General features: G+C 62.8%; 19 protein-coding genes and 1 pseudogene. 11 read left to right on the top strand and 9 right to left on the bottom strand.

Annotated elements, in window-relative coordinates; all coding sequences use genetic code 11:
• Positions 1-40: 40 nt before the first annotated feature.
• The 4 genes from GD628_RS16095 to GD628_RS16080 form a co-directional block, all read right to left on the bottom strand.
• Entirely contained in the window at positions 41-1,474 is a 1,434-nt protein-coding gene (locus GD628_RS16095) for a chromosome partitioning protein ParA (protein WP_152275398.1), read from the bottom strand.
• A 14-nt stretch (positions 1,475-1,488) separates the two neighbouring features.
• Positions 1,489-2,556, bottom strand: a complete 1,068-nt coding sequence (locus tag GD628_RS16090; RefSeq protein WP_152275397.1) for a M23 family metallopeptidase — start codon at positions 2,554-2,556, stop codon at positions 1,489-1,491.
• A 2-nt stretch (positions 2,557-2,558) separates the two neighbouring features.
• Complete coding sequence (locus GD628_RS16085) at positions 2,559-2,843, bottom strand: hypothetical protein (RefSeq protein WP_152275396.1); 285 nt, start codon at positions 2,841-2,843, stop codon at positions 2,559-2,561.
• 262 nt (positions 2,844-3,105) lie between these two features.
• Entirely contained in the window at positions 3,106-3,390 is a 285-nt protein-coding gene (locus GD628_RS16080; RefSeq protein ID WP_066303433.1) for a helix-turn-helix domain-containing protein, read from the bottom strand.
• Positions 3,391-3,588: 198 nt separating this feature from the next.
• On the opposite strand from GD628_RS16080, the gene GD628_RS16935 reads away from it, so the two are divergent.
• From GD628_RS16935 to GD628_RS16040, 8 genes are all read left to right on the top strand, one after another.
• Positions 3,589-4,152 carry a DUF6668 family protein gene (locus GD628_RS16935; RefSeq protein WP_338083430.1) on the top strand — a complete coding sequence of 188 codons (564 nt, stop codon included), beginning with the start codon at positions 3,589-3,591 and terminating at the stop codon, positions 4,150-4,152.
• A gap of 10 nt (positions 4,153-4,162) precedes the next feature.
• Positions 4,163-4,462, top strand: coding sequence for a hypothetical protein (locus GD628_RS16070; protein ID WP_152275394.1), 300 nt, complete (start codon positions 4,163-4,165; stop codon positions 4,460-4,462).
• A 13-nt stretch (positions 4,463-4,475) separates the two neighbouring features.
• Positions 4,476-5,222, top strand: coding sequence for a DUF8175 domain-containg protein (locus GD628_RS16065; protein ID WP_152275393.1), 747 nt, complete (start codon positions 4,476-4,478; stop codon positions 5,220-5,222).
• A gap of 5 nt (positions 5,223-5,227) precedes the next feature.
• Positions 5,228-6,889: a TrbL/VirB6 family protein gene (locus tag GD628_RS16580; RefSeq protein ID WP_193313304.1), complete on the top strand. Its 1,662-nt coding sequence runs from the start codon at positions 5,228-5,230 to the stop codon at positions 6,887-6,889.
• Positions 6,849-8,387, top strand: coding sequence for an SCO6880 family protein (locus tag GD628_RS16055; protein ID WP_476726886.1), 1,539 nt, complete (start codon positions 6,849-6,851; stop codon positions 8,385-8,387). The genes GD628_RS16580 and GD628_RS16055 overlap by 41 nt, the downstream gene beginning before the upstream one ends.
• 71 nt (positions 8,388-8,458) lie before the next feature.
• Entirely contained in the window at positions 8,459-9,934 is a 1,476-nt protein-coding gene (locus GD628_RS16050) for a type IV secretory system conjugative DNA transfer family protein (RefSeq protein WP_217994783.1), read from the top strand.
• Complete coding sequence (locus tag GD628_RS16045; RefSeq protein WP_193313302.1) at positions 9,931-11,718, top strand: type IV secretory system conjugative DNA transfer family protein; 1,788 nt, start codon at positions 9,931-9,933, stop codon at positions 11,716-11,718. Before GD628_RS16050 ends, GD628_RS16045 begins: the two co-directional genes overlap by 4 nt.
• On the top strand, positions 11,715-12,158 hold the full coding sequence (locus GD628_RS16040) for a DUF4913 domain-containing protein (protein WP_226802604.1): 444 nt from the start codon (positions 11,715-11,717) through the stop codon (positions 12,156-12,158). Before GD628_RS16045 ends, GD628_RS16040 begins: the two co-directional genes overlap by 4 nt.
• Before the next feature lie 700 nt (positions 12,159-12,858).
• Here the strand turns inward: GD628_RS16040 and GD628_RS16035 are convergent.
• From GD628_RS16035 to mobC, 4 genes are all read right to left on the bottom strand, one after another.
• Positions 12,859-13,710, bottom strand: a complete 852-nt coding sequence (locus GD628_RS16035) for a hypothetical protein (protein ID WP_152275390.1) — start codon at positions 13,708-13,710, stop codon at positions 12,859-12,861.
• Between the two features lie 135 nt (positions 13,711-13,845).
• Positions 13,846-14,343 (bottom strand): KOW domain-containing RNA-binding protein, encoded by a 498-nt coding sequence (locus tag GD628_RS16030; RefSeq protein ID WP_152275389.1) that lies wholly within the window; start codon positions 14,341-14,343, stop codon positions 13,846-13,848.
• 13 nt (positions 14,344-14,356) lie between these two features.
• A complete protein-coding gene (locus GD628_RS16025) occupies positions 14,357-16,072 on the bottom strand; it encodes a relaxase/mobilization nuclease domain-containing protein (RefSeq protein WP_152275388.1) in 1,716 nt (571 codons plus the stop codon).
• Positions 16,069-16,467, bottom strand: a complete 399-nt coding sequence (gene mobC / locus GD628_RS16020) for a plasmid mobilization relaxosome protein MobC (protein ID WP_193313301.1) — start codon at positions 16,465-16,467, stop codon at positions 16,069-16,071. Before mobC ends, GD628_RS16025 begins: the two co-directional genes overlap by 4 nt.
• A 414-nt stretch (positions 16,468-16,881) precedes the next feature.
• Here mobC and GD628_RS16015 point away from each other — a divergent pair, with 414 nt between their 5' ends.
• The 3 genes from GD628_RS16015 (at position 16,882) to GD628_RS16005 (ending at position 18,971) form a co-directional block, all read left to right on the top strand.
• On the top strand, positions 16,882-17,862 hold the full coding sequence (locus tag GD628_RS16015) for a helix-turn-helix transcriptional regulator (RefSeq protein WP_152275387.1): 981 nt from the start codon (positions 16,882-16,884) through the stop codon (positions 17,860-17,862).
• A 90-nt stretch (positions 17,863-17,952) separates the two neighbouring features.
• Positions 17,953-18,219: a hypothetical protein gene (locus GD628_RS16010; protein WP_152275386.1), complete on the top strand. Its 267-nt coding sequence runs from the start codon at positions 17,953-17,955 to the stop codon at positions 18,217-18,219.
• A gap of 176 nt (positions 18,220-18,395) precedes the next feature.
• The gene (locus tag GD628_RS16005; protein ID WP_152275385.1) at positions 18,396-18,971 is read left to right on the top strand and encodes a dihydrofolate reductase family protein; all 576 of its coding nucleotides are present in this window, start codon (positions 18,396-18,398) and stop codon (positions 18,969-18,971) included.
• Between the two features lie 914 nt (positions 18,972-19,885).
• On the opposite strand, the pseudogene GD628_RS16000 reads toward GD628_RS16005, so the two are convergent.
• A pseudogene (locus GD628_RS16000) lies at positions 19,886-20,653 on the bottom strand (fatty acid desaturase family protein); the annotation flags it as partial.
• Between the last annotated feature and the right edge of the window lie 4 nt (positions 20,654-20,657).

Here is a 20,657-nt window from a genome sequence, read left to right as displayed (position 1 = left end):
GCGCATTTAATTTAAATGCGGCAGCTCATGGGTGTGTTGCTCAAAACCCTCTGGCCACAGCAGCGGCAGCCGCGAGCCATGCCCGCTGCGTGGCCGGCTGCAGTGAGTCGTAGCGGATGGGGCCGTTGACCAGGGCAGGGTCGTAGGGGATCCGGACGACCGAGCGGACGTGGGGCGCGAATCCGTCCGCGATCCGCTGCGCCTCGGCCTTGGCACGTTTCAAGGCGTCTCCGCTCATACTGCGTTTGGAATCAGTTGATTCTGAAACGATGACGACGGCGTTCGCTGCGAGGTCGGCGTCGTGGCCGCCGCGGGACTCCAGGGTTTGGAGAGTTAGGCGTGCTGCTTCTGCGCGGTCCTCGATCGCGGTCACAGGCACCACGAGCTGGTCGGTGTGGTGGATCATGCGCCGCCAGTTCGCTGCCCTGGCGGTATTGCCTGAGTCCATGACGATAAGCCGGTAGTAGCGGGTGAGCACCTGGTGGGCGATATCCACTTCCTCAGCTGTTACCTCGTGGTCTCCTTCTTCGTTCTCGTCGGAGCGGAGGACGTCGTACTTGTCTGAAGTCTGGTGGTGGACGAAGCGTGCGATTTCGGCTGCGTTGGTACTGGGGGAGAGGAGTGTCTGAGAGGAATCAATGAGGTCCAGAACGCTGTTGCTGTGTCCTCCCTGCTCGGTGCGCCAGCCTAGGGTGCCCTGGGATTCGTTGTTGTCCCAGGCCACGGTGGCGGCTCCGCTGTATCGGGCCAGGATCGCGGAGAGCATGACGACGGTGGGTGTCTTGTTGGCTCCGCCCTTGCGGTTGACGACTGCGACGGTGCGGGGGCCGGGCCAGTGCTGGCTGACGGTGCGAATGTCTTCACGTTCAGCGAGTTCCTCCGCTGAAGGTTCCATGCGGAAGCCGAGCCGGCTGAGGGTTCCTCTCCATCCCTGTGTGGCCGGCTCCAGGACAGGAGCGCTGACCAGGAACGAGGTATCTTTCAGGCTCCGCCGGGTCTGCTGCGGGGTTCCTAAGGGTGTTTCGGCAGGGGGAGCCGTTTCTGTCTTCGTGGGGACTGTAGCGGGCTTTTCCATGGGTTGTGGCCGCTTTCTTTCCGGGGTGGGTTCGGTGTCTTTCCGAGCCGGTATCTGCGAAGAGGTGATGACTTCGGCGGGGACCGTCGGGGTGGCTTTCCGTCGCCGGGCGGGCTTTTCCTTGCCCGATTCCTGGGCGGGGCTCGGGTCGGCTTCTTCTACCGTTCCGTCGGCGTGGATGATCAGGGGCCATTCGCCCTCAGTGTCGCTCATGGCTGCGCGCAGATTACGGCCGAGCTTCGCTGCGGCGGCAGCGACGATCTCCACGGCTGCTGCGCGGGCAGCTGAAAGGTCGGCGGTCTGGATGGGATGGATGCTGCCGCCGATTCTGACTTCGCCGGTTCCGTCTTCCTTGATGATGGCTTCCACCTTGGGCCACTCTGCTGGTGCGGTGCTCATCTGAACTCCTTCGGTTAGTAGGTGATACCGACTTCGGCGAGGAACGAGACTGGGTCAACGGGGTCGCCGCTGACGTGGACCTCAAAGTGCAGATGGCAGGCAGTGCTCATTCCGGAACTGCCCACCCGGGCGATCATTTGGCCGGCTTCGACTTTGTCTCCGACCTCGACGAGGATGCCGTTGGAGTACATGTGGGCGTACCAGGTGACCACGCCTCCGCCGTGGTCGACCTCGACGATCCATCCGCCGCTGAGGTCTTGGAATACCTGGCTGACGGTGCCGGCCTGCGCGGCCCAGATGGGTCCTTCGCAGCCGCCGGCTTCCAAGTCGATGCCGAAGTGGAAAGCCGGTGTGGGTCCTGCGGGGGTGTCGATGATCCCGCGGGGCCCGTATCCGCCGTTGACCGGTCCGGCTCCGGGCTTTGCCCATCCGTTGAGGTTGACTTCTCCGGGGATGGTCTCGCCTCCGGCGCAGACGTTGTTGCCGTTTCCCTGCCTCAGCCCGGTGTCCGTGCCGGCAAGGTACTCGACCACTTCCACGGCCGCGTCCCAGAATCGCGCATAGTGGTAGGGATCGGCGTTGCGCTGAACCCGGTTGGCGGCAATCGTCGGTTCGAGTGAATCTCTCGCCTCGATCTTGAGCAGCGCTTTGAAGTAATTGGTGGACGATATGTACGGGTCCATCCGGTCCTCGTAGGAACCCCAGGCACCGTTGTCGCGCTGCTGGAACAATCCTCGTGAATCAGGGCCGGCGGCATCCCCGCGGTCGAGGATGTTCAGTGACGATTCGCCCATGGCAGTCATGACGCCGATGGTTTGGTCCCGAACGCCGAGCTGAAGGTCTTTGCCTGCCTGAATGATGTGTGCGGCGTTCACCAGCTGGTCATGGTTGTATCCGGCAATGGTCGTATTTGGGACCGTCTCCGGGTCAATGCTGACTCCCGTCTCGCTTCCCGGTGCCGGGTTGCAGGACGCCGCAAGAGCAGCAGGTCCGCCAAAAAGCATGATTCCGAAGACCGTTCCGAAGGCGAGCACAGGAACAGCGAGGATCGCTGCTACCCCGCTTGGACTCGCCCCGGCCATAGCTAGTTGCTCGTCTCCGGCGGGCTGATGCGGCTGACCAGCCAGGGGGCCACCGCATCGGTGCGGTTCAGGATGAGGCGGTAAACACCTGCGTCCGTGGGAACGTCCACGTAGCCCACGTAGGCGCTGGACTCATCAGTCAGGACGCCTGGTCCCGTAACCGCCGTGGCAGGAATGTTGGCGGGGTCCACGTAGGCATAGTCTTGGGCGGCCTCCTCGTTGAGGAGGCCGCCCAGCTCAGCCCACCAGGTGTCCTCGTCCAGCGATGGCCTCGCGAAGGCCGACATAGCTTTTTCAGCAGCCGCGACGACAGAACTACGTGATTCTGCGTCCCACGTGGGAACGGCTATGGGGGCAACCTTCTCCCCAGTGTGATCGTCGACATATCCGGACGGGGGCGGAGTGAATTGATTCAGGTCAGGCATCGTTGCCGATGCAGAGGGCGTGTTTTCGGGAGGTTCTTCTCCGGGACTGTCCTGGTTCCCGGCGCAGCCGGTCAGTGCAAGGATGCAGATCAGAGCGGTCGTGCGCAGAGGGAACCTGGTCATTTCAGTCCTCTTCGTCGTCTTTGCCGTGAGCCCTGCGGGTAGGTGAGTTAGCGCCGAGCCTCATGGTCTCTTTGAGCTCGTCCCTAATGACTCGCCAGGTGTTGCCGATCTTGTAGCCCGGGATCACCCCGTCTCTGAGCCAGGAGTATGTGTTTTGCCGGCTGATGTTCAGCAGCAGTGCCACCTCATCGACGCTCAGAGTCTCGGGACGGTCCGCGAAGAGTGCGTCGAGGCCTTCGGTTCCTCTGGCGCTGTTCACTGCCGTTTCCCATGTGCTGAGCTGCATGCGGCGATCCTAAACGAACCAGCACTAAACAAACATAGGTAGCTAGAAAAAGATATAGGCCGCATACCGTTGCTTCCTTCCACTGTCGACGCCTAGGGTGTGGGGCACCTAAGCTCCTTCACCTTATTAGTAAGGATTCGTGCCGTGTCGTCTACGCGTAACCCATGGCTCTCTCGACCAGACTCGGTTGAGGTTCAGATGCCAGAGGTGCTAGAGGGACAGTTGCCACCTGCAACTGGCCCTCAAACGCCCCAAAGCGGCGTCCCGGCTCCCAGCGCCGACAGCCTTCTTCACATCAGGGAACGCGCTGCCACAGCCGACTTGTGGTGGCTGGGAACCCACGGCGGCGCAGGCGAATCCAGCCTGGCCTCATTGGTGGATGGCTGGGCGGAAGCAGGCCACAGCTGGCCTCGTCCCGCTGATGGCAGCGGGGCCAACGTCGTTTTGGTGGCTCGCACCAGCATGGCCGGATTGCGGTCTGCGCAGGCAGCAGCGACCCAATGGGCCTCGGGTCAGGCAAGTGAGGCCAATGTTCTTGGCCTGGTCCTGGTGGCAGATGCCCCTGGCAAGCTCCCTCGCCCATTGCGCGACTTCGCCCGGCTCGTCAGTGGGGGAGTACCGCGTAGCTGGTCGGTCCCTTGGATCGAAGCATGGCGCGTCGGTGATGCTCCCTCCAGCTCCGATGTACCGCGGGATCTCAGACGACTCATCGACGATTTGAACCGCCTCACCCGGACCGCTGCCTCGGCAGCGGAGAAATGAAAGGAACGCCATGAGCGTGCTGATGACAACCCTCGCCTCTGCCGGCGATCTGCTGGCCATACTTCCGGCGCAGGTCCCCAACCCGGATCCGTTGCAGCCTCCGGGAACCGAAGGATTCAACAGCGTAATGAGCTGGGGAAAGTGGGTCGCGCTGGCTGTCTGTGTTCTTGGTCTGTTCGCAGCGGGGGCACTGATGGCCATTCAGTCCCGGCGCGGCGAAGGCGGTGAACACGTAGGGAAGATCGGTATGTCGCTAGGCGGGGTGATCGTCATTTCGGCGGCCGGCGCTTTGGTCGGATTCCTGGCCTAGGTAAGGGGCGAAGATGGCTTCAGACGATGAGAACCAGCAGAGCCCGTTCGCAAAGCCGGGATTCCTGATCTCTGCGGTGATCGTGGTTTTGGTCGTCGTGGCGGGCGTGTTTCTGGGCATCATGAATGCGACCAGGGACGAGCCAGAATCCGACGCAGCCACGCCCGCGCCTTCGAGCGCAATGCCACCGCCGACCAATGAACCGGTTGATCTGCCCTCCGGCGACAGCATCTGCAACCTTGCAGGCGAGTCATTATCAGGAACAGTCGTTACGGCGCCGGACGCTGTATGGGCGTACGAAGAGACGACGGCGTATCCCACTTCGCCGGAGTTCGGTCCTGGCGAAACAAATGCGGAGTCGGTTCGATACTGCTTCCAACGGTCTCCTGAAGGGGCTCTCTTCGCCGCTGCCAACGGCATGGTTCAGGGGTCTGGAACGGGAGCCGTCGCATGGGCCAATTACTTCCTGGCCGATGATGCGGCGAATCGTGATGAACTCTTGGACACCGTGGGTACGAGTAGCTCACCTGAGAATCGACTCAGCATTGAGGGCTTTAAGGTCCTCAACTACGACGGAGCTTCGGCCAGAATCGACCTTGCCGCCCGGGGAACGGCGTCAAGTAGCGCCGTTTACGTTTCCGTGGTCTATGACCTGGTCTGGCAAGACGGTGATTGGAAGCTCTCTCCACAAGACCTATCGAATCCACTTCGAATCGCACAGATACCGGATATAGCCGGATACGTGCCGTGGAGGGAATGATGTAGATGGCTGGGTGCGAGTGGAATGACGTCGGATGTTGGACGGGCGACTGGGCTAAGGATGCCCTCGGAGGGGCAATCGAAGACATGGCCCAGGCCGTCATGGGCGCTGTCACAAACACCATCGCTTCGCTCGGGACCATGTGGGTCAACATTGGCACCCCAAACCTGACTGGCACGGGAGGAGGGTCCTCAATAACGGCTGGCAGCTCCGCTCCAGATTCCGGGAACATCACCACCGTGTTGGGCTATGTCACATGGATCGGTCTCGGTATCGCTGTCCTATCGCTCTTCATCCTCGGCGCTCTCATCGCAAGCCGAATGCGGGCAGGAGAAGGCATCGCTGCGGTGGGCAAGATTGGCCTACTCCTCGCCTCGGTGGTCCTCATCTCCTCGGCAAGTGCTCTGATAGCGGGCCTCATGCCGTCGGGTCCGTCCAACGCATCCGGCGCTGTTTTGTTCCTCCAGTCAGGCCTCTGGTGGTACATGGGTGCCGCTGCGGTGGTTTCAGTCATTATCGGTGGGGCAAGAATGGCATGGGAACAGCGTGCTGAGCCCGGCCGCGACACAGCAAAAGGTCTGCTGACACTCGTGATCGTTGCAGGCGCGGGAACCACCATGGTGGGCCTTCTCGTGGCTGCGGCGGACTCGTTCTCCACCTGGATCCTCAACGCTTCGCTGGACTGTGATGTCTCAACCCCAGGGTCTGCCTGCTTCGAGACAAATGTGACCGCAATGCTCTCTCTCACGGCAGCAGCAGCAGATGGTCTCGGGCCTCTGCTGATTATCATCCTGGGGCTTATTGCCGTCTTGAGCTCTGCCTTTCAGATTGTTCTGATGGTCGCCCGTGGCGGAATGCTGGTCATCCTGACCGGCATCCTGCCGTTGTCCGCGTCATTCACAAACACCGAAATGGGCAAGAACTGGTTCAGGAAGTGCATCGGCTGGCTGATCGCGTTCATCCTCTATAAACCGGCTGCGGCGATCGTGTACGCAACGGCTTTCCAGCTTGTGGGAACCAACGTCTTTGCGGATGACGGGACCGGCTTGCTGGCTATTCTCACCGGTTTGATGCTCATGCTCATCGCACTCTTTGCTCTGCCGGCACTTATGAGGTTTGTGACGCCCATGGTTGGCGCCATGGCTGGCGGCGCGGGAGGAGCGCTGGCACTTGGAGCTCTTGCAGCACTTCCTTCCGGCGCAGCGGCCCTGGGCCGCTTGGGCGCCGGCAATTCCGTGCGATCCAGCGCCCAGACATCGAACAACGGCGGTGACGGTCCTATCGGGCCGAGCGGCCCCACCGGAGGTGACGGCGGTGGAAACAGTGCAGCCCAGGGTGGGCAGAGCACCGGCCCTCAAGGCGGATCGAGTCCGGGCGGCGGTCCGGCGTCCACAAACAGCACAGCTGGAACGAGCACCGCATCCAGCGGCAGTAGCGGCGCAGCGTCTGGCGGTGGCGGCGCAGGAGCAGGAGCCGCCGCAGGCGGAGGTGCGGCAGCCGGTGGCGGAGCGGCAGCCGGAGGGGGTGCGGCAGCCGGTGCGGCAGCCGGGCCTGTTGGCATTGCCGCTGGCGTAGCACTTCAGGCAGGACAAAAGGCCGGGCAGGCAGCACAGAGTCTCGGAGAGGATGCGACAGGAGAAGGAGGCGGCCCGGATGGCAGTCGCTGACATGAACAACAGACCACCTCGGACATACGGCAATTGGAGGCGTCCATCCTCCGCTGGAATCCTCGGCCTGGGCTCTGTTGGAACCGCCATGCTGCTCGGAGGTCTCGTCCTCGTCGTCATGATGGTGATGATCCGAGGACTCCTCGAAGCAGTCATCCTCGCCGGCATCCTGGGTGTGGCTATGCTCGCCGTCCTGGCCAAGGACTCGCACGGCAAGAATGTGCTCAGCCGAGGGGGCGCCCGCCTGGCATGGTGGACAGCGAGGTCCCGGGGTTCAAACGTCTATCGCTCCGGCCCGCTGGGTAGGGCTTTGTGGGGCACCTACCAGCTGCCGGGGCTAGCCGCCCCGATCCGGCTGAGTGAACATACCGACTCTTACGGCCGTCCGTTCGCCCTTCTCTATACGCCTGCCACATCGTCGTACTCGGTGGTGATCGGCACTGAGCCCGACGGGGCGGCCCTGGTTGATCAGGAGCAGATCGATATATGGGTTGCGGACTGGGGACACTGGCTGGCGAACCTGGGTGATGAGCCCGGCGTCGAGGCCGCATCGGTGACGTTGGAAACCGCTCCCGATTCAGGAACCAGGCTGCGCCGGGAAGTCGCCTTGAATCTTGACGACGATGCTCCGGCCTTCGCACGCGAAATGCTTGCTGAAGTCGTCGGACGGTATCCATCTGGGTCTTCCACCATCAAGGCTTTCGTCTCCATTACCTTCAGCGCCTCACAGCGCTCCGGAGGCAAGAAGCGGCAGGCAGAAGAAGTGGGCCGTGAACTCGCTGCCCGGCTTCCCGGCCTCACCGCCGGCCTTCAAGCCACCGGTGCCGGTGCCGCGCACCCGCTCTCTGCACAGGAACTCTGCGAAGTGATTCGCGTGTCGTATGACCCTGCTGCAGCTGTTCTCATAGACGAGGCCCATGCAGCCGGGGAGACCCCGGATATTTCCTGGCCGGATGTGGGACCGTCAGCGGCTCAGGGGTATTGGAACGGTTACCGGCATGACTCGGCCTACTCCTGCACCTGGGCCATGACTTCCGCCCCTCGGGGAAATGTACAAAGCGGCGTGCTGGCACGCCTTCTTGCTCCTCACCGGGACATTGCCCGGAAACGGGTCACGTTGCTCTACCGGCCGCTGGATGCTGCGAAAGCCGCGGCGATCGTAGAAGCAGACCTGCGTTCAGCGGAGTTCCGGGTGACGTCCACGAGCAAGCCTGCTGCCCGGGACACCCTGGCTGTCCGTGCAGCCGCTGCTACTGCCAGCGAAGAAGCCTCTGGTGCCGGGCTGGTCCAGTTCGGTTTGCTGGTCACCGCGACGGTCACTGACCTCACTAGGGAAGCCGATGCGCGGGCGGCCGTCGATAACCTCGCCGCGACTGCGCGGCTCAGACTGCGGCCGGTGTACGGGTCTCAGGATTCCGCCTTCGCCGCGGCGCTTCCGCTTGGTTTGGTCCTGCCCAAACACATCAAGGTTCCCACTGAACTGAGGGAGAAGCTGTGAGCGGCAAGAAAGAGAAGAAGTCCCGTGCGGAAAAGGCCAAAAGCCGGGAAGTTAAGCCTCAGCGTCCACCGATGCGGGGCTGGCTGGGCCGAGGGCGCGGAACATCGACCTACGTCCAGCAGGCCGATGAATGGCGGGGCACCACCGTTCAGGTCTGCGGCATGTGGCCCTTTGCCATCGGCACAGGAACACCCATGGTGGGCGTCCCGCTCGGCCGGCACATTCATACCGGCGCCACGCTCTGCTGCGACCCGATCTCCTGGTTCCAGCGCGCCAAGCTGATCAGCAATCCGAGCGCTTTCATCCTCGGGAAACCCGGGCTCGGGAAGTCCACCCTCGTCCGGCGCATGGCAACCGGTCTCGCCGGTTACGGAGTCATGCCGCTGGTACTGGGGGACCTGAAGCCGGACTACGTCGATCTGATCGAAGCCATGGGTGGACAGATCATCACCCTGGGCCGGGGCCGCGGCTATCTCAATGTCCTTGACCCAGGCGAAGCAACCCAGGCCGCTGAACGTCTTCGGGCCGCAGGACACGAGAAAGAGGCATCCCAGGTCATTGCAGATGCCCATGGCAGACGGCACACCATGGTCTCGGCCCTGCTCACGATTCTGCGTTCCGCACCCCCAAACGACCGTGAAGAAACCATCATCGACCGGGCTCTGAAGTGGCTGGATGAACACCACGAGGGCATTCCCGTCCTCGGAGACCTCCTCAGAGTGATCCAGCTCGGGCCCGCTGAGGTCCGCGCCGTGGCCCTCGACCGTGGCGACGACACCCGCTACAAGACCATTACCGAAGGTCTGGAAGCATCGCTGATCGGTTTGGTCGGCGGCGGCCGCTTGGGTGAGACCTTCTCACGTCAGACCACCAACCCGATGCGGCGGGATGCCCCGGTCGTTTACGACGTGTCGGCCATCGACGATTCGGAGATGGACCTTCAGGCCGCAGCGCTGCTGGCTTGCTGGTCTGCAGGGTTTGGCACCGTCAATGTTGCCAATGCCCTCGCCGACGCGGGGTTGGAACCGCGCAGGCACTACTTCGTGATTCTTGATGAACTCTGGCGGGCCCTCCGTGCCGGACGCGGCATGGTCGACCGGGTGGACGCCCTGACGCGGCTCAATCGGCAGCGCGGGGTTGGCATGGCGATGATCTCCCACACCATGAGTGATCTTCAGGCCCTGGCCAGCCAGGAAGACCGGATGAAAGCCCGCGGATTCGTTGAACGTTCCGGCATGGTGATCTGCGGCGGTCTGCCCTCCGCGGAGATGCCCCTGCTCACCGCAGCGGTTCCGTTCTCACAGGCCGAGCAGTCCCTGCTCATCGGCTGGCAGGATCCGCCGGCTTGGGACCCTTCAACGGGTCGGGAAGCCGAGCCGCCCGGGCGGGGGAAGTTCCTGGTCAAAGTCGGTGGTCGGCCGGGGATACCGGTCGATGTGCAGCTGACGGCGGTCGAGGCCTCAATCAACGACACCAACAAACTCTGGCATGACCAGTCCCGTGTCGGCCGGCGTGCCCGCCGGCTGATTGAGGAGGCAGAGCTGTGAACACTCCAAACAACCGCCGCCGCGATCCCGGCGGGATAGGTGCAGAAGCCGCCCTGGTCTGGACGGCCGTCCTCATCGTCCTCACCGGTGCCGGGTCAATCTACGCAGCCATGCACCTGGGGCACCGCTTCGCGGAGACCGGCCAGACACTCCCCACTGATCCTTTCGAGCTGGTCTTCGGACTCGTCGGAGGGGACTTGCCATGGCCCGGGGAGGCCGGCTGGTGGGTACTCGGGGCAGTAGCAGCCGCCGGGCTTCTCGTGGCCATTCTGGTCCTGGTCCTGCTCGGCAGGCTGCGCAAGGCACGGACCCGTGTCGATCGGGCAGCGAGCTTCATGGGACGGGGGAAAGACGTCGAGAGTCTCACCCGCAAAAGCGCACAGGCCACCGCCAAACGACTCGGGGTTGAAGAATCCCCCGGCGTTCCTATTGGCCGCACCGTCAGCGGAGGCCAGCCGCTATATGGGTCCTGGGAAGACATGCACATTGATATCTGGGGTCCCCGCACCGGCAAGACCACCAGCCGTGCTGTACCGGCCATCCTGGCCGCCCCCGGCCCGGTGCTCGTGACCTCCAACAAACGCGACGTCGTGGACGCAACCCGCAATGTTCGCGCCGAAACCGGACCGGTGTGGGTCTTTGACCCACAGTCCATTGCCTTGGAAGAACCGACCTGGTGGTGGAACCCGCTCAGCTATGTCACCGATGAAGTCCGCGCACAAAAACTCGCCGAGCACTTCGCGGCCGGGTCCCGTGACCCCGGGGCCAAAACAGACGCCTACTTCGACCCTGCCGGCCAGGACCTGCTCGCCGGGCTGCTGCTTGCAGCTGCGCTGGATCAGCGGTCCATCACCGACGTTTACACCTGGCTGACCCGGCCGATGGACCACACCGCCGCGGACATTCTCCGGCTCAATGACTTTGATCTGCTGGCTGACCAGGTTGATGGCGTAGTGGACGCCCCAGACAAACAGCGGGCCGGAATTTTCGGCACCGCACAGCAAATGGCTTCCTGCCTGACGAACAGGCAGGTCTCAACCTGGGTAACCCCGCGCAGCTCAGCGGATTCCCGTCCCCAGTTCGATCCGGCGGCGTTCATCCGCAACGGCGGCACGCTCTACAGCCTGTCCAAGGAAGGCCGCGGAACGGCCGGGCCTCTGGTCACCGCGCTAACGGTGGCCGTGGTTGAAGCCGCTGAGGAACAGGCCGTGCGCTCCGCCGGCGGCCGTCTGGCCACGCCGCTCTTGGGCGTGCTCGATGAGGCGGCCAACGTGTGCCGGTGGCGCGAGCTCCCCAACCTCTACAGCCACTACGGCTCCCGAGGAATCGTCCTCATGACCATCCTGCAAAGCTGGTCACAGGGGGTGGAGGTCTGGGGTGAGGCGGGCATGAAGAAGCTCTGGAGCGCATCGAACGTAAAGGTCTACGGCGGCGGCGTATCCGAAGCTGCGTTCCTGGAAGATCTGACCAGGATCATCGGGGACTATGACCGGCTCTCCTCCTCAACATCTCATGGGAAGGGACACCGAACGGTCTCCCAGCAGCTGCACCGCGAACGGATCCTCGACGTCGCTGATCTGGCGGCGCTGCCCAAAGGCCGGGCCGTAGTCCTGGCTTCCGGGAACCGTCCCACCCTCATCCGCACGCAGCCCTGGATGGCCGGTCCCCACGCCGAGCAGGTCCGGGCTTCCATAGCTGCCCACGATCCCCAGGCAGAGCGAACCATCAAAGAAGCCGAGACGGAAACGGCTGCTGTTTCCGCCAACACAGGAGGTGCCCAGTGACCGACTGGGGTGTAGATGAATATGCTCCTCCCGAACTGCAGTCAGAAGACTCAGGGCCAGCTGAACAGGACACACCGGCGGAGCCAACCCTGTACTTCGGCAGTGTCGATGAATTCGTGCGCGAGTATCTGCGCAACGTCTACCGCCGGAGGATCGACGGGAAATCCCGTGTCTGGGCTGCACGCTGGTGGGAATACGACGAAGCAGTGATCCGGCTTGAGGCACTGTGGCGTTCCTGGGAGCACCTGCGCCAGGACCCCAGCACAGGCATGAGCGTCTGGTGGCGGGATCACGCCGATCACCACATGTCTGTGCTGATGGACCCCCAGGGCCCCTTTTACGCGGCGGACGCCGTCAGCCGGGAGAACCAAGAAACGAAGGGAGGTCCGCTTCCCTACGTTTCGCCACCCATCGGGCTGTTTCCTGATGTTAGAAGCTGATCACGGCCAGCCAGCCGCAGATTCATCCTGCTCTGTTGGTGATCAGCGGAGCCTCTGGCTACTCCATTTCTGCTTTCCCATCTGGTCCCATGGTCGTCGGTGTACTGGACGACCGTGTATTTCTGTAGACCACCATCCTCTCCATACATGAGGCTCCACAAGCCAAACGGGTGCTCTGATCTAACTCCAAAGCGCTCGATATCTGTTCCGTTGGGCGCGATGAACGGAATGTCCCTACTGAGTTCCCCGCTGACTTCGCTCCAGCCCCGTTTCTCACTAGGTAGGTCCAGCAGCAAGGAAACTTCCTTCACTGGACTAACCCCAAAGTTATGGACTGTTGCGATCAACTCCGTTTCTCGTGGACGTTGTCGTTCGGAGTCTGAACCGTCTGGTGCAGGATTTGGAACTTCTTTGGAAACTGTTTGCCAGGTCGTTACGACCTTTCGAGCTTCGCGCTCCTGCTGATGTTTGAACACATAAACAGCCCAGAAGATGGCACTGACGGCACCGATCGCTCCGACCCACCCCGCGATCGCTCCAACCCACTCAGCGACTGTGCCGTAGACAGTTGAATAAGGAATAAGTTGACGGCACCAGGCAATTGCGACTGCCAAAAGTCCCAGTACCGTCAGGGCCAGGAGGACCATCAGGGTCCACTCGAGCCCTGTTCGACCAGTCCAAAACCTTTTAGTCCACTTCCTCACCTATCAACACCCGATCGTTGGACCTGTGTACCGCGGGCACCGCGGCCCTTGCGGGTCTTTGGTGTTTTGGCCCTTACGGACTTTACAGCCTCTGTAGCCGGCTTCGCCTGACTCACATCGGCTCTCATCCGTGTTGCCACCGTCTGCGCGTCGATGCCTCTGGATTCCAGGTTCCTGGCGGTCCCGTTACGGCGTTCGGCACTGTCATACGCTGAACGGCCGTCCTCCCGAATCGCTGTGGACCGATCTCCAGCGGCTTCAGCCTCGGCCAGCCACTGCCTTCGAGTTTCCGGATCGGATTCAAGCTCGGCGGCCAGGCGCGCTTCATCGGCCCGGCGATCTTCCTGGTCCGCCTGATTCAGCAGAAGCTGAGCTTCAGTAGCTTCTGCGGCTGCACGGTGCCGCTCGGCATCTGCATCGTCGGCGCGGTCACGTTCTGCCTTCTGCACGGCGGCGTTGACGGCGGCCGGGTCGGCGTCGGTCTTTTCGACGTCGAGGTTGTAGCGGCTTCGGAATTCGTTTCGCATGGTCTGTTCTGCGCGGGCGGCTTCGGGATCGTCCTTGGTCCAGGCGCGTGCGACCTGGTAGGTGTGAGCCATCTGCTCAGGGGTGGCACGGTCCCACCATTCAGGGCTGTGGACTCGTGAAACCTCCAGCTGGGCGGTCTTTCGTTCGGCCTCGAACCGGTCCTGCATCTCCCGTGCTGCCTGCTCGCTGACGGTCTGAGCCTTCCGGGAGGCTTCTTCCCGGGCTCTTGCGAACCTCTCGGCGATTTGTCCGGCTGCCGTCACCAACACGCGCAGCTGACCTTCGAAGGCTTCCTCTATCCCGTCGGTTTCTTCGGCCATGGTCCCTCTCCCACATCGGTTCCGGACCGCCGGTGGCGTCCGGTTTGGTGGTGTGCCGTTTAGTGGATGGTTCTCTGGTTCCTGGCAGCACTAGGACGGCATCGGGTGCCGCCGCTGGTACTGGAGTCCAAAGGGTTAGCTTCTGCCGAGATTTCCCAGCTCGTTGTGTGCTCCCCGGGAGCTGCGGTTCTCACGCACTGTTGGGCTGTTGAGGGTCCCGGCTGGTTTTATGGCCTCCGTGGCTGGCCGTGCCTGGCTAATACCCGCCAGGTCTGCTGCGTAGCTCCGGTGTCGATCGGGCAGTGGGCGGGCAGCAGCTTGGAGACGTTCCGTTTCTCTTTCGGGTGAGAGGGCGCCCTGGCGAGGTAAATCGATCTTCTCCAGGTAGATCGCGATGGTTCCGACCCGCGACAGGCCGTCGTCCGTGAGCACGTCCCAGACAAGGCTGCGTCCCATAATCGCCGGTCCCACAACAGATCCCGTTTCACCGTTGTGGTCACCTCCCTGCACGAATCGGACGCGGTCGCCCTGCTTGAAACCCTTCCAGAGCTGCTGATTCTCCGGGCTTGGGTCCTGTGCAGCTCGATCTTGAGCGCTGCCGGATGTTGCCTCGATGCGGTCTTTCTCATCCATGATGGTTCTCCCCTCATCGTTCCGGGCCGCGGGTTGCGTCCGGTTTGGTGGTGTGCCGTTCTTTGGACGGTTCGATTGCGTTCGGGACCGGGGACCCGGGAGTCGCCGGCTTTCCCTGCCCAGCGCGGAGTCGGTCGAGCATGGCCTGGGCCTGCGGTTCCAGGACGGGGTCCCGCCGGTCCCTGAGCGTGGCTGTGCCAGTGGCCTGACCGGCGGCTGTCTGAACGGGGTGCGGCATCGCGTCGCGGACACGGACCAGTCGGGCACGGGTGTCTTCGGCCAAGAGCTTCGCTTGGCGGACCTGCTGTCCTGCGACGGCCGCGCTATGGACTGCTTGGGTGACCCTTAGCAGCTGCCTGATCATGGCCGCCTGCGCGACGGCACCCTGGCCGCTGTGCATGGCGCTGGCCAGCAGCATGGCGGTTCCGGACAAAGCCGTTGTTCCTGCTTTCTGCGGGGTTACTGTCCGGCGGAATGTCTGTGCGGAACGGGACAGCGCTTCCGAGGCTGCCGCCAAATCTCCTGGCGTGTCTTCTGTGGCGTTGGACCAGGCTGCCAAGGCTCCTGCCGCTTGGCGGGCGACGGTGGCCCAGGTGTCCCGGTCGTTGACGTCGACGGCGTTCAGGCGGTCGATGAGTTCCCCGAGCTGCGTGGTCTGTTGCTCCCATGCCTCGGGGGTGATCTCCTGCGTCTCCCGTCCGGCATGGACGACCCGGCGCCCTCTCATCGCTGCGTTCCATTCAGCAGCGGCTTCCGTGGCGCCGCCGGGGGTGTCAGGCCAGTCACCGCGCAGCCGGGGAAGGCTCAGATCCCGGCCTAGGTGCAGCCCTCCGTACCAGACAGGTCGCTCCCCGTAACGGGGGCGTTCGGCCACCGAGTAGCCGGTAATAACGTCCGTTCGGTTCTCCGCGAAACGCGGCCTCAGGATGCAGCCGCTGCGCCTCAGCCGGCGCACGAACTCTGCTTCGCTCTCGCTCGCTGCAGCGGCAGCCCGTACCTTCAAGGCCAGTTCGTGGCGCGGCTGGGTTTCTTTCAGCTCGGCAGCTACGTGGGCTGCTTTTTCGGCTTTGGTGAGGTTCTCCCAGGAGGCGGGCTGCTCGCCCTCTGTGCGCTGTCGCTCGTACTTTGCCTTTGCACGCCGGCGGGCCGCGGATTCGCGTTCGGCCGGGTCATAGCCACGGGTGGCTCGCTCGGCTTTGACCGACTCCAGCTGCTCCAGGCCGTACTTCACTTCCAGTGCCCGAGCTGCGGATTGGGAGCGGCGGAAGTCGTTGTGAATGGACGCCTTGGTGCCGTCTTCCCGGACGAGGTTCACTGCCAGGTGGATGTGGTCGTTCCCGTTCTTCGACACTCCGTGCCGCACGGCGACCCACCGGCAGGGCGATTTCGTCCCCTCGTGGTCATCAAAGCCCATCGCGTGGACGAAATCGTTGGCAATGTCCTGCCACTTCTCGTCCGTCAGCAGCCCTTCTTCTGCGCCTATCGACAGTGAGCAGTGCCAGACGTGCCCGCCGTTGACGTTCACTCCGTACGCGCTGCGCGGCCGTTCCAAATGACGGGCGATACCCAGCGCAGCCTCCCGGTCCAGCTCCGCGTCATCATGCCAGGCGAGCAGTGCCGGATCCCCGGCGATCAGATGAGGTTCGGTGTGTTCGTTGGTCTTGCCCGGCCCGACCAAATACATCATCAGACCCGACATGCGTTCCCCGCGCACCACGTTCGGAATCATTGCCCGAAACCCAGTCCGTCGATAGCCCGGTCAATCCGGACAGCAACCTCCCGGACCTTCTTCAACGTCGCCGCGGTTTCGGCCTGGATCTCTTCTGAGGCGTTGGTGGCCCGCGCGATCTGGTTCACGTTATTGGACACCGCGGCCAGCAGCCGGTGAAGCGCAAAGAGCTCAGCCATGGCCTGCTTGCGTTCCGTAGGTGTCTCACCGGCGCCTGATGCCAGGGCTGACTCAACGAGGAGCCGGGGAACAGTGACGTGCTGGGCCTCAGCCAGGCGCAGCAGCTGCGCTTCCTCTTCCGGGGTGACCTTCACCCGGTGATCGTGCTGCCGGCCGCCCTGCACGTTGGCACGCCGGCGGCGGCCAAACAGCCGGCCTTCGGACGGATGCCCCATGTCACTCCCCTGCCTTTCGGCTTAGCGCAGCGACCCCGCCCCTGTGGCGGGGACCACACGCCCAGTGTGACCCGCGACCGGACGCACGTCCAGAGTGACAAGCGACTTGGGGGACCTAAGTCTATAGCTTGCTCCGCGAACGAACGCTGCAAGCGTTACCGCGGCTCTACTGCCCTTCGGGGAGCTTCGCTCCTGCCACATTGACCGGCTGCGCCGTTCCGTTTCGGCTTTGGAGGGTACTGTCCGCCCTTCTCTTGGCAAGCCTGCGCCGGCGGCTTTCGCGGCATATCCTCACTCGCTTCGCTCCCTCCGGTATTCCACGTTCCCCCGGCTCCGGCTGGCCAATTCACTTCGCGGCCAAGGTTTGACGGCTTTGCCGAAAGGAACGGTGGCAAAGAGAAAAGGAGCAAGCCCGTGAACCAGCTCATGACACCCCAGCAGGTGGGCGCCGAATACGGCGTCACTGTCCAGGAACTGGCCGAATGGCGACGCCGGAACATCGGCCCGGACTACTACGTGCTCGGCACACGGGTCATCCGCTACACGCCCGAACACGTCGAACGGTGGTTCCGTGATCCGGCGAACTCACGCTGGCATGACTTCCCGGCAGAGGCTTTCACCGAAGGCCTCGGAGAGAACGACGCTGACTGGTTGAGCGTCGAGGTGCATCGTCCGCTCACCTGGTGGCGTGCAACGCCGGAACAGCTGGGCGCACGGGTGGCTGATCCCGACCACGGCGCGTTTCCCCGCTGGGAGTCCTACGACCAGGACTGGAAGGCCATCGGAAGGACCATTCAGGACGTCGGTGATGTCCTAGCTTCAGGGGTCTCACCGGCCGGTCCTGGCCCGGATGGAAGTATCCGGATCCGTGTGCACGATCCCGGACTGTCAGATCTTGAACTCAAGATCGTGCGGTCATGGTTCGGTCCTGGCGAAGCAGTAACGATGGACCCCTGGGACAGCGGATGGTCCGACGGCAGACACAGAACGTGGCATGCCGCTGCGGCGTCCGATGCCGGCGTCCTGCTTCCCATCCGAGGCAACATCCTCGGGTTCGCCAATGCCGCTGACATTCCTCTCCTCGGCGACAACTGGAGCGAACAATTTCGCGCCGGTCTGCAGCGCTTGAAGCAACAGACTTGGGTGGATCAGATGGACCCAGTAAACCGACAGTTCCAAGAGAGTCTGGTACTCGCTGCCGCCGGAAGAATCCCACCGGTTGTGCCGTCAGCAATGGCTCCCGCTCGGGGATCGCTCCCAGCTTATGTGGAGGCGAGTTTTCCTTCCGTTCTCGACGGACCAAGCCCACAGAACGCACCATACTCAGCACCTTGTGACTCTCCGGTAACCCGTTCTTATCGGGGTGTCTCCGAAGGAACGGGCCATGACCGCTAGACCGTTCGCAGAGGGATTTCCCATGTTCGATGAGAAGCAGAATCCGTGCTGCTCTGTTGCCGGACTTCTGGCGTAGTTAGTGTGTCGGGCATGGCAGCCATTGATCTCGAAACGACGCAGAATCAAGCTCGTAAACTCCTGGATTCCCGGATCGCCTCCGTGACTGAACTCGTGAAAGCTCGGCAGCGCCGAGACGAGCTTCTGGACCAGATGAAGGAAGCTGAACGGGAGAACAAGCGCGCGTACACCCGCGCCATCCGGGACGGATGGAGCGAGGACGAGCTGAAGAAGCTAGGCCTCGACGAAACCGGTGGGCGTCGGGGTGCCCGAAGAACGGTCAATTCATCGGCTACATAGCAGCAAGGTGGGTCGATGCCCTGGACGCGGCCTGCGGAGCACACCGGCGTTGCTGTGCGGACTCTGCAACGCTGGCAGCTCGGATTGAGACGGGTCAGCTCGCGAGAGCACCTCGCCGCGATAAGGGATCGAAGCGCACTGCCGCCGAACTGGCAACTGTTGTGATTGGAGAAACGATGCGAAAACTCACTTACTACGTCGCCGTCAGCATGGACGGGTTCATCGCGGGGCCTTCCGGTGAATTCGACCGGTTCGTCTCCGAGGGAGACCACGCTGCGGGGATATGGCAGAAGTACCGCGGTACCGCGCCGACCGACCTCGCCGAGGCGGCGGGTCTCTCCGTCGAGCGCGGCCCTTTCGATACGGTACTCATGGGCTGGAACACGTACGCAGTCGGCCTGCCAGACCTCCCTAGTCCTTACCGCCACCTCCGCCAGATCGTGTTCACCCGCGGACACGAGTCACCAGAAGGCGCAGCCGGCGTCGAATTCACCGATCGTGATCCTGTCGAGGTCGTTCGTGAATTGAAGGCCGAGGACGGCGCAGGCATCTGGCTGTGCGGGGGCGGGATCCTCGCCGCGGCGCTGGCCGATGAAATCGACCGTCTCGCACTCAAACTCAACCCGGTCCTCTTCGGCCACGGCATTCGCCTGTTCGGCGACCGGCGCTACGATCCGGCATCCTTGCGACCGCTCGCCATCACTCCATACGAATCGGGTGTCGTACTGGCCGAATACACGCAGGAACGATGACGCCGCAGCACATTGAGCGGAACCGGTTGCGGGCGATTTCTCTCCCATACACCCGCCAGGTTGGGCGAGCCGCGCCGCAATCTCTCTCCCCCCACACACACAACTCCGCACGGGTGTCGCTGTCAGCAGACTGCGGCGGCATAGTTCTGAATTAGAGAGAGAAGAGGTCCTCACCGTCTGTGTAGAACTTCACCGCTTCGTGATCCAGCTCCAGTCCCAGCCCGGGATTCGCTGGGATGGCGAGGCATCCCTCGCTGTCGAGAAACCACCGGGTCGCCACGGGGTAAGTGCGGGCGGCTGATTACGTTTTGCCCGCTACCGGGTCCACTGGATACCGCTGTCCCGGTGAAGGATCCTCGATCGGACATCGACCAGAATGCACTAATTACTGTCTTCGGGGAGGAGCCTCCACCGAGGAGTCACTACTGAGGTTGTTCTCGGCTCTTATGACGGCGACGCCGAGGGATCAGAAGGTTGAGTGTAAATGAAGCAAACCCTAAAGCGCAGATGCTGTTCTCAGGGAGAGGCAACGTCCATATTTACTCAAAAAAGTCGGCCTCTCGAGCGACGTAGGTACGAATTGATCTGCTTGGCACCGAAGAAGATCACGATCAACAAAACCCCGAAGCCAACTATCTTAGTGACCGTGTTTTGCCACCCACTCTCAACTGGGAGGGTCTCTCCTGTGGTTGCAAGAGCTGCGATTGTTGCTGCGGCGTAGGCTGCGGCGCCAGCCACTGCACCCAACAGAACAAGGAGGCAAAGGACGCCGTTGACGGGAACAAGGACAGCAACTAACAAAACGGGTTGCTGTTAGAACCGAAACCGGATCACCCCCCTGGGGGGTGATCCGGTTTTTTACGATGTTCACGAACCTCACATAGTGCACCGCAGGCGCGGTAATGGTTCCCGGCTTACACGCGGTGCGTGCTGGCCAGCGGGCACGCCCACGTATCGACCCCGCCGCGGCCTACCTTGTTGATATAGGCGGTGACGTCCCGCAGGGATTGGCCGAACCCGGTTTCGGTGTACCGCACGCCCAGCTGATCACAGTGCCGGCGGACCAGCGGGGCAACTTTGCGCAGATTCGGGCGGGACATGGAGGGAAACAGGTGGTGCTCAACCTGAAAGTTCAGCCCTCCCATAAAGGTATCCACCCACCGACCGCCGGTGATGTTACGGCTCATCAATACCTGACGGCGCAGGAAATCGATGCCCGCCTCCCGGGGCGCGATCGGCATGCCGATATGGTTCGGGACGAAGGAAATACCCATATACAGCCCGAAAACGGCGAGCTGGACACCAATGAACGCTGCACCCTTACCCGGGGAAAGCACCAGGAACACCAGCACCGCATAACCGGTCAGGCGCACAGTAATGAAGCCAAGTTCCACCCACCTGCGCTTGATCCGTCCCGGCCCCAGCACCCTCTTGATGCCCTGCACGTGCAGGTTCACTCCCTCGAGCAGGAGCAGCGGGAAGAAAAAATAACCCTGCTTGGAGGCAAGCCAACGCGTGAAACGATTCCGGCGCGCTTTAGCTGCCTCAGGAGTGAAGGCCAGCACGCCGGAAGCAATGTCCGGATCCGCACCGATCTTGTTCGGTGCCGCGTGATGCTTGCTGTGTTTTGCATGCCACCAGCCCATGCCCATGCCGGCAAAGAGATTAACCACGATCAGCGAGACC

The sequence above is a fragment of the Arthrobacter koreensis genome (genome assembly GCF_009193255.1).
Classification (GTDB): domain Bacteria; phylum Actinomycetota; class Actinomycetes; order Actinomycetales; family Micrococcaceae; genus Arthrobacter_B; species Arthrobacter_B koreensis.
This window is presented reverse-complemented; position numbering and strand designations above follow the sequence as displayed.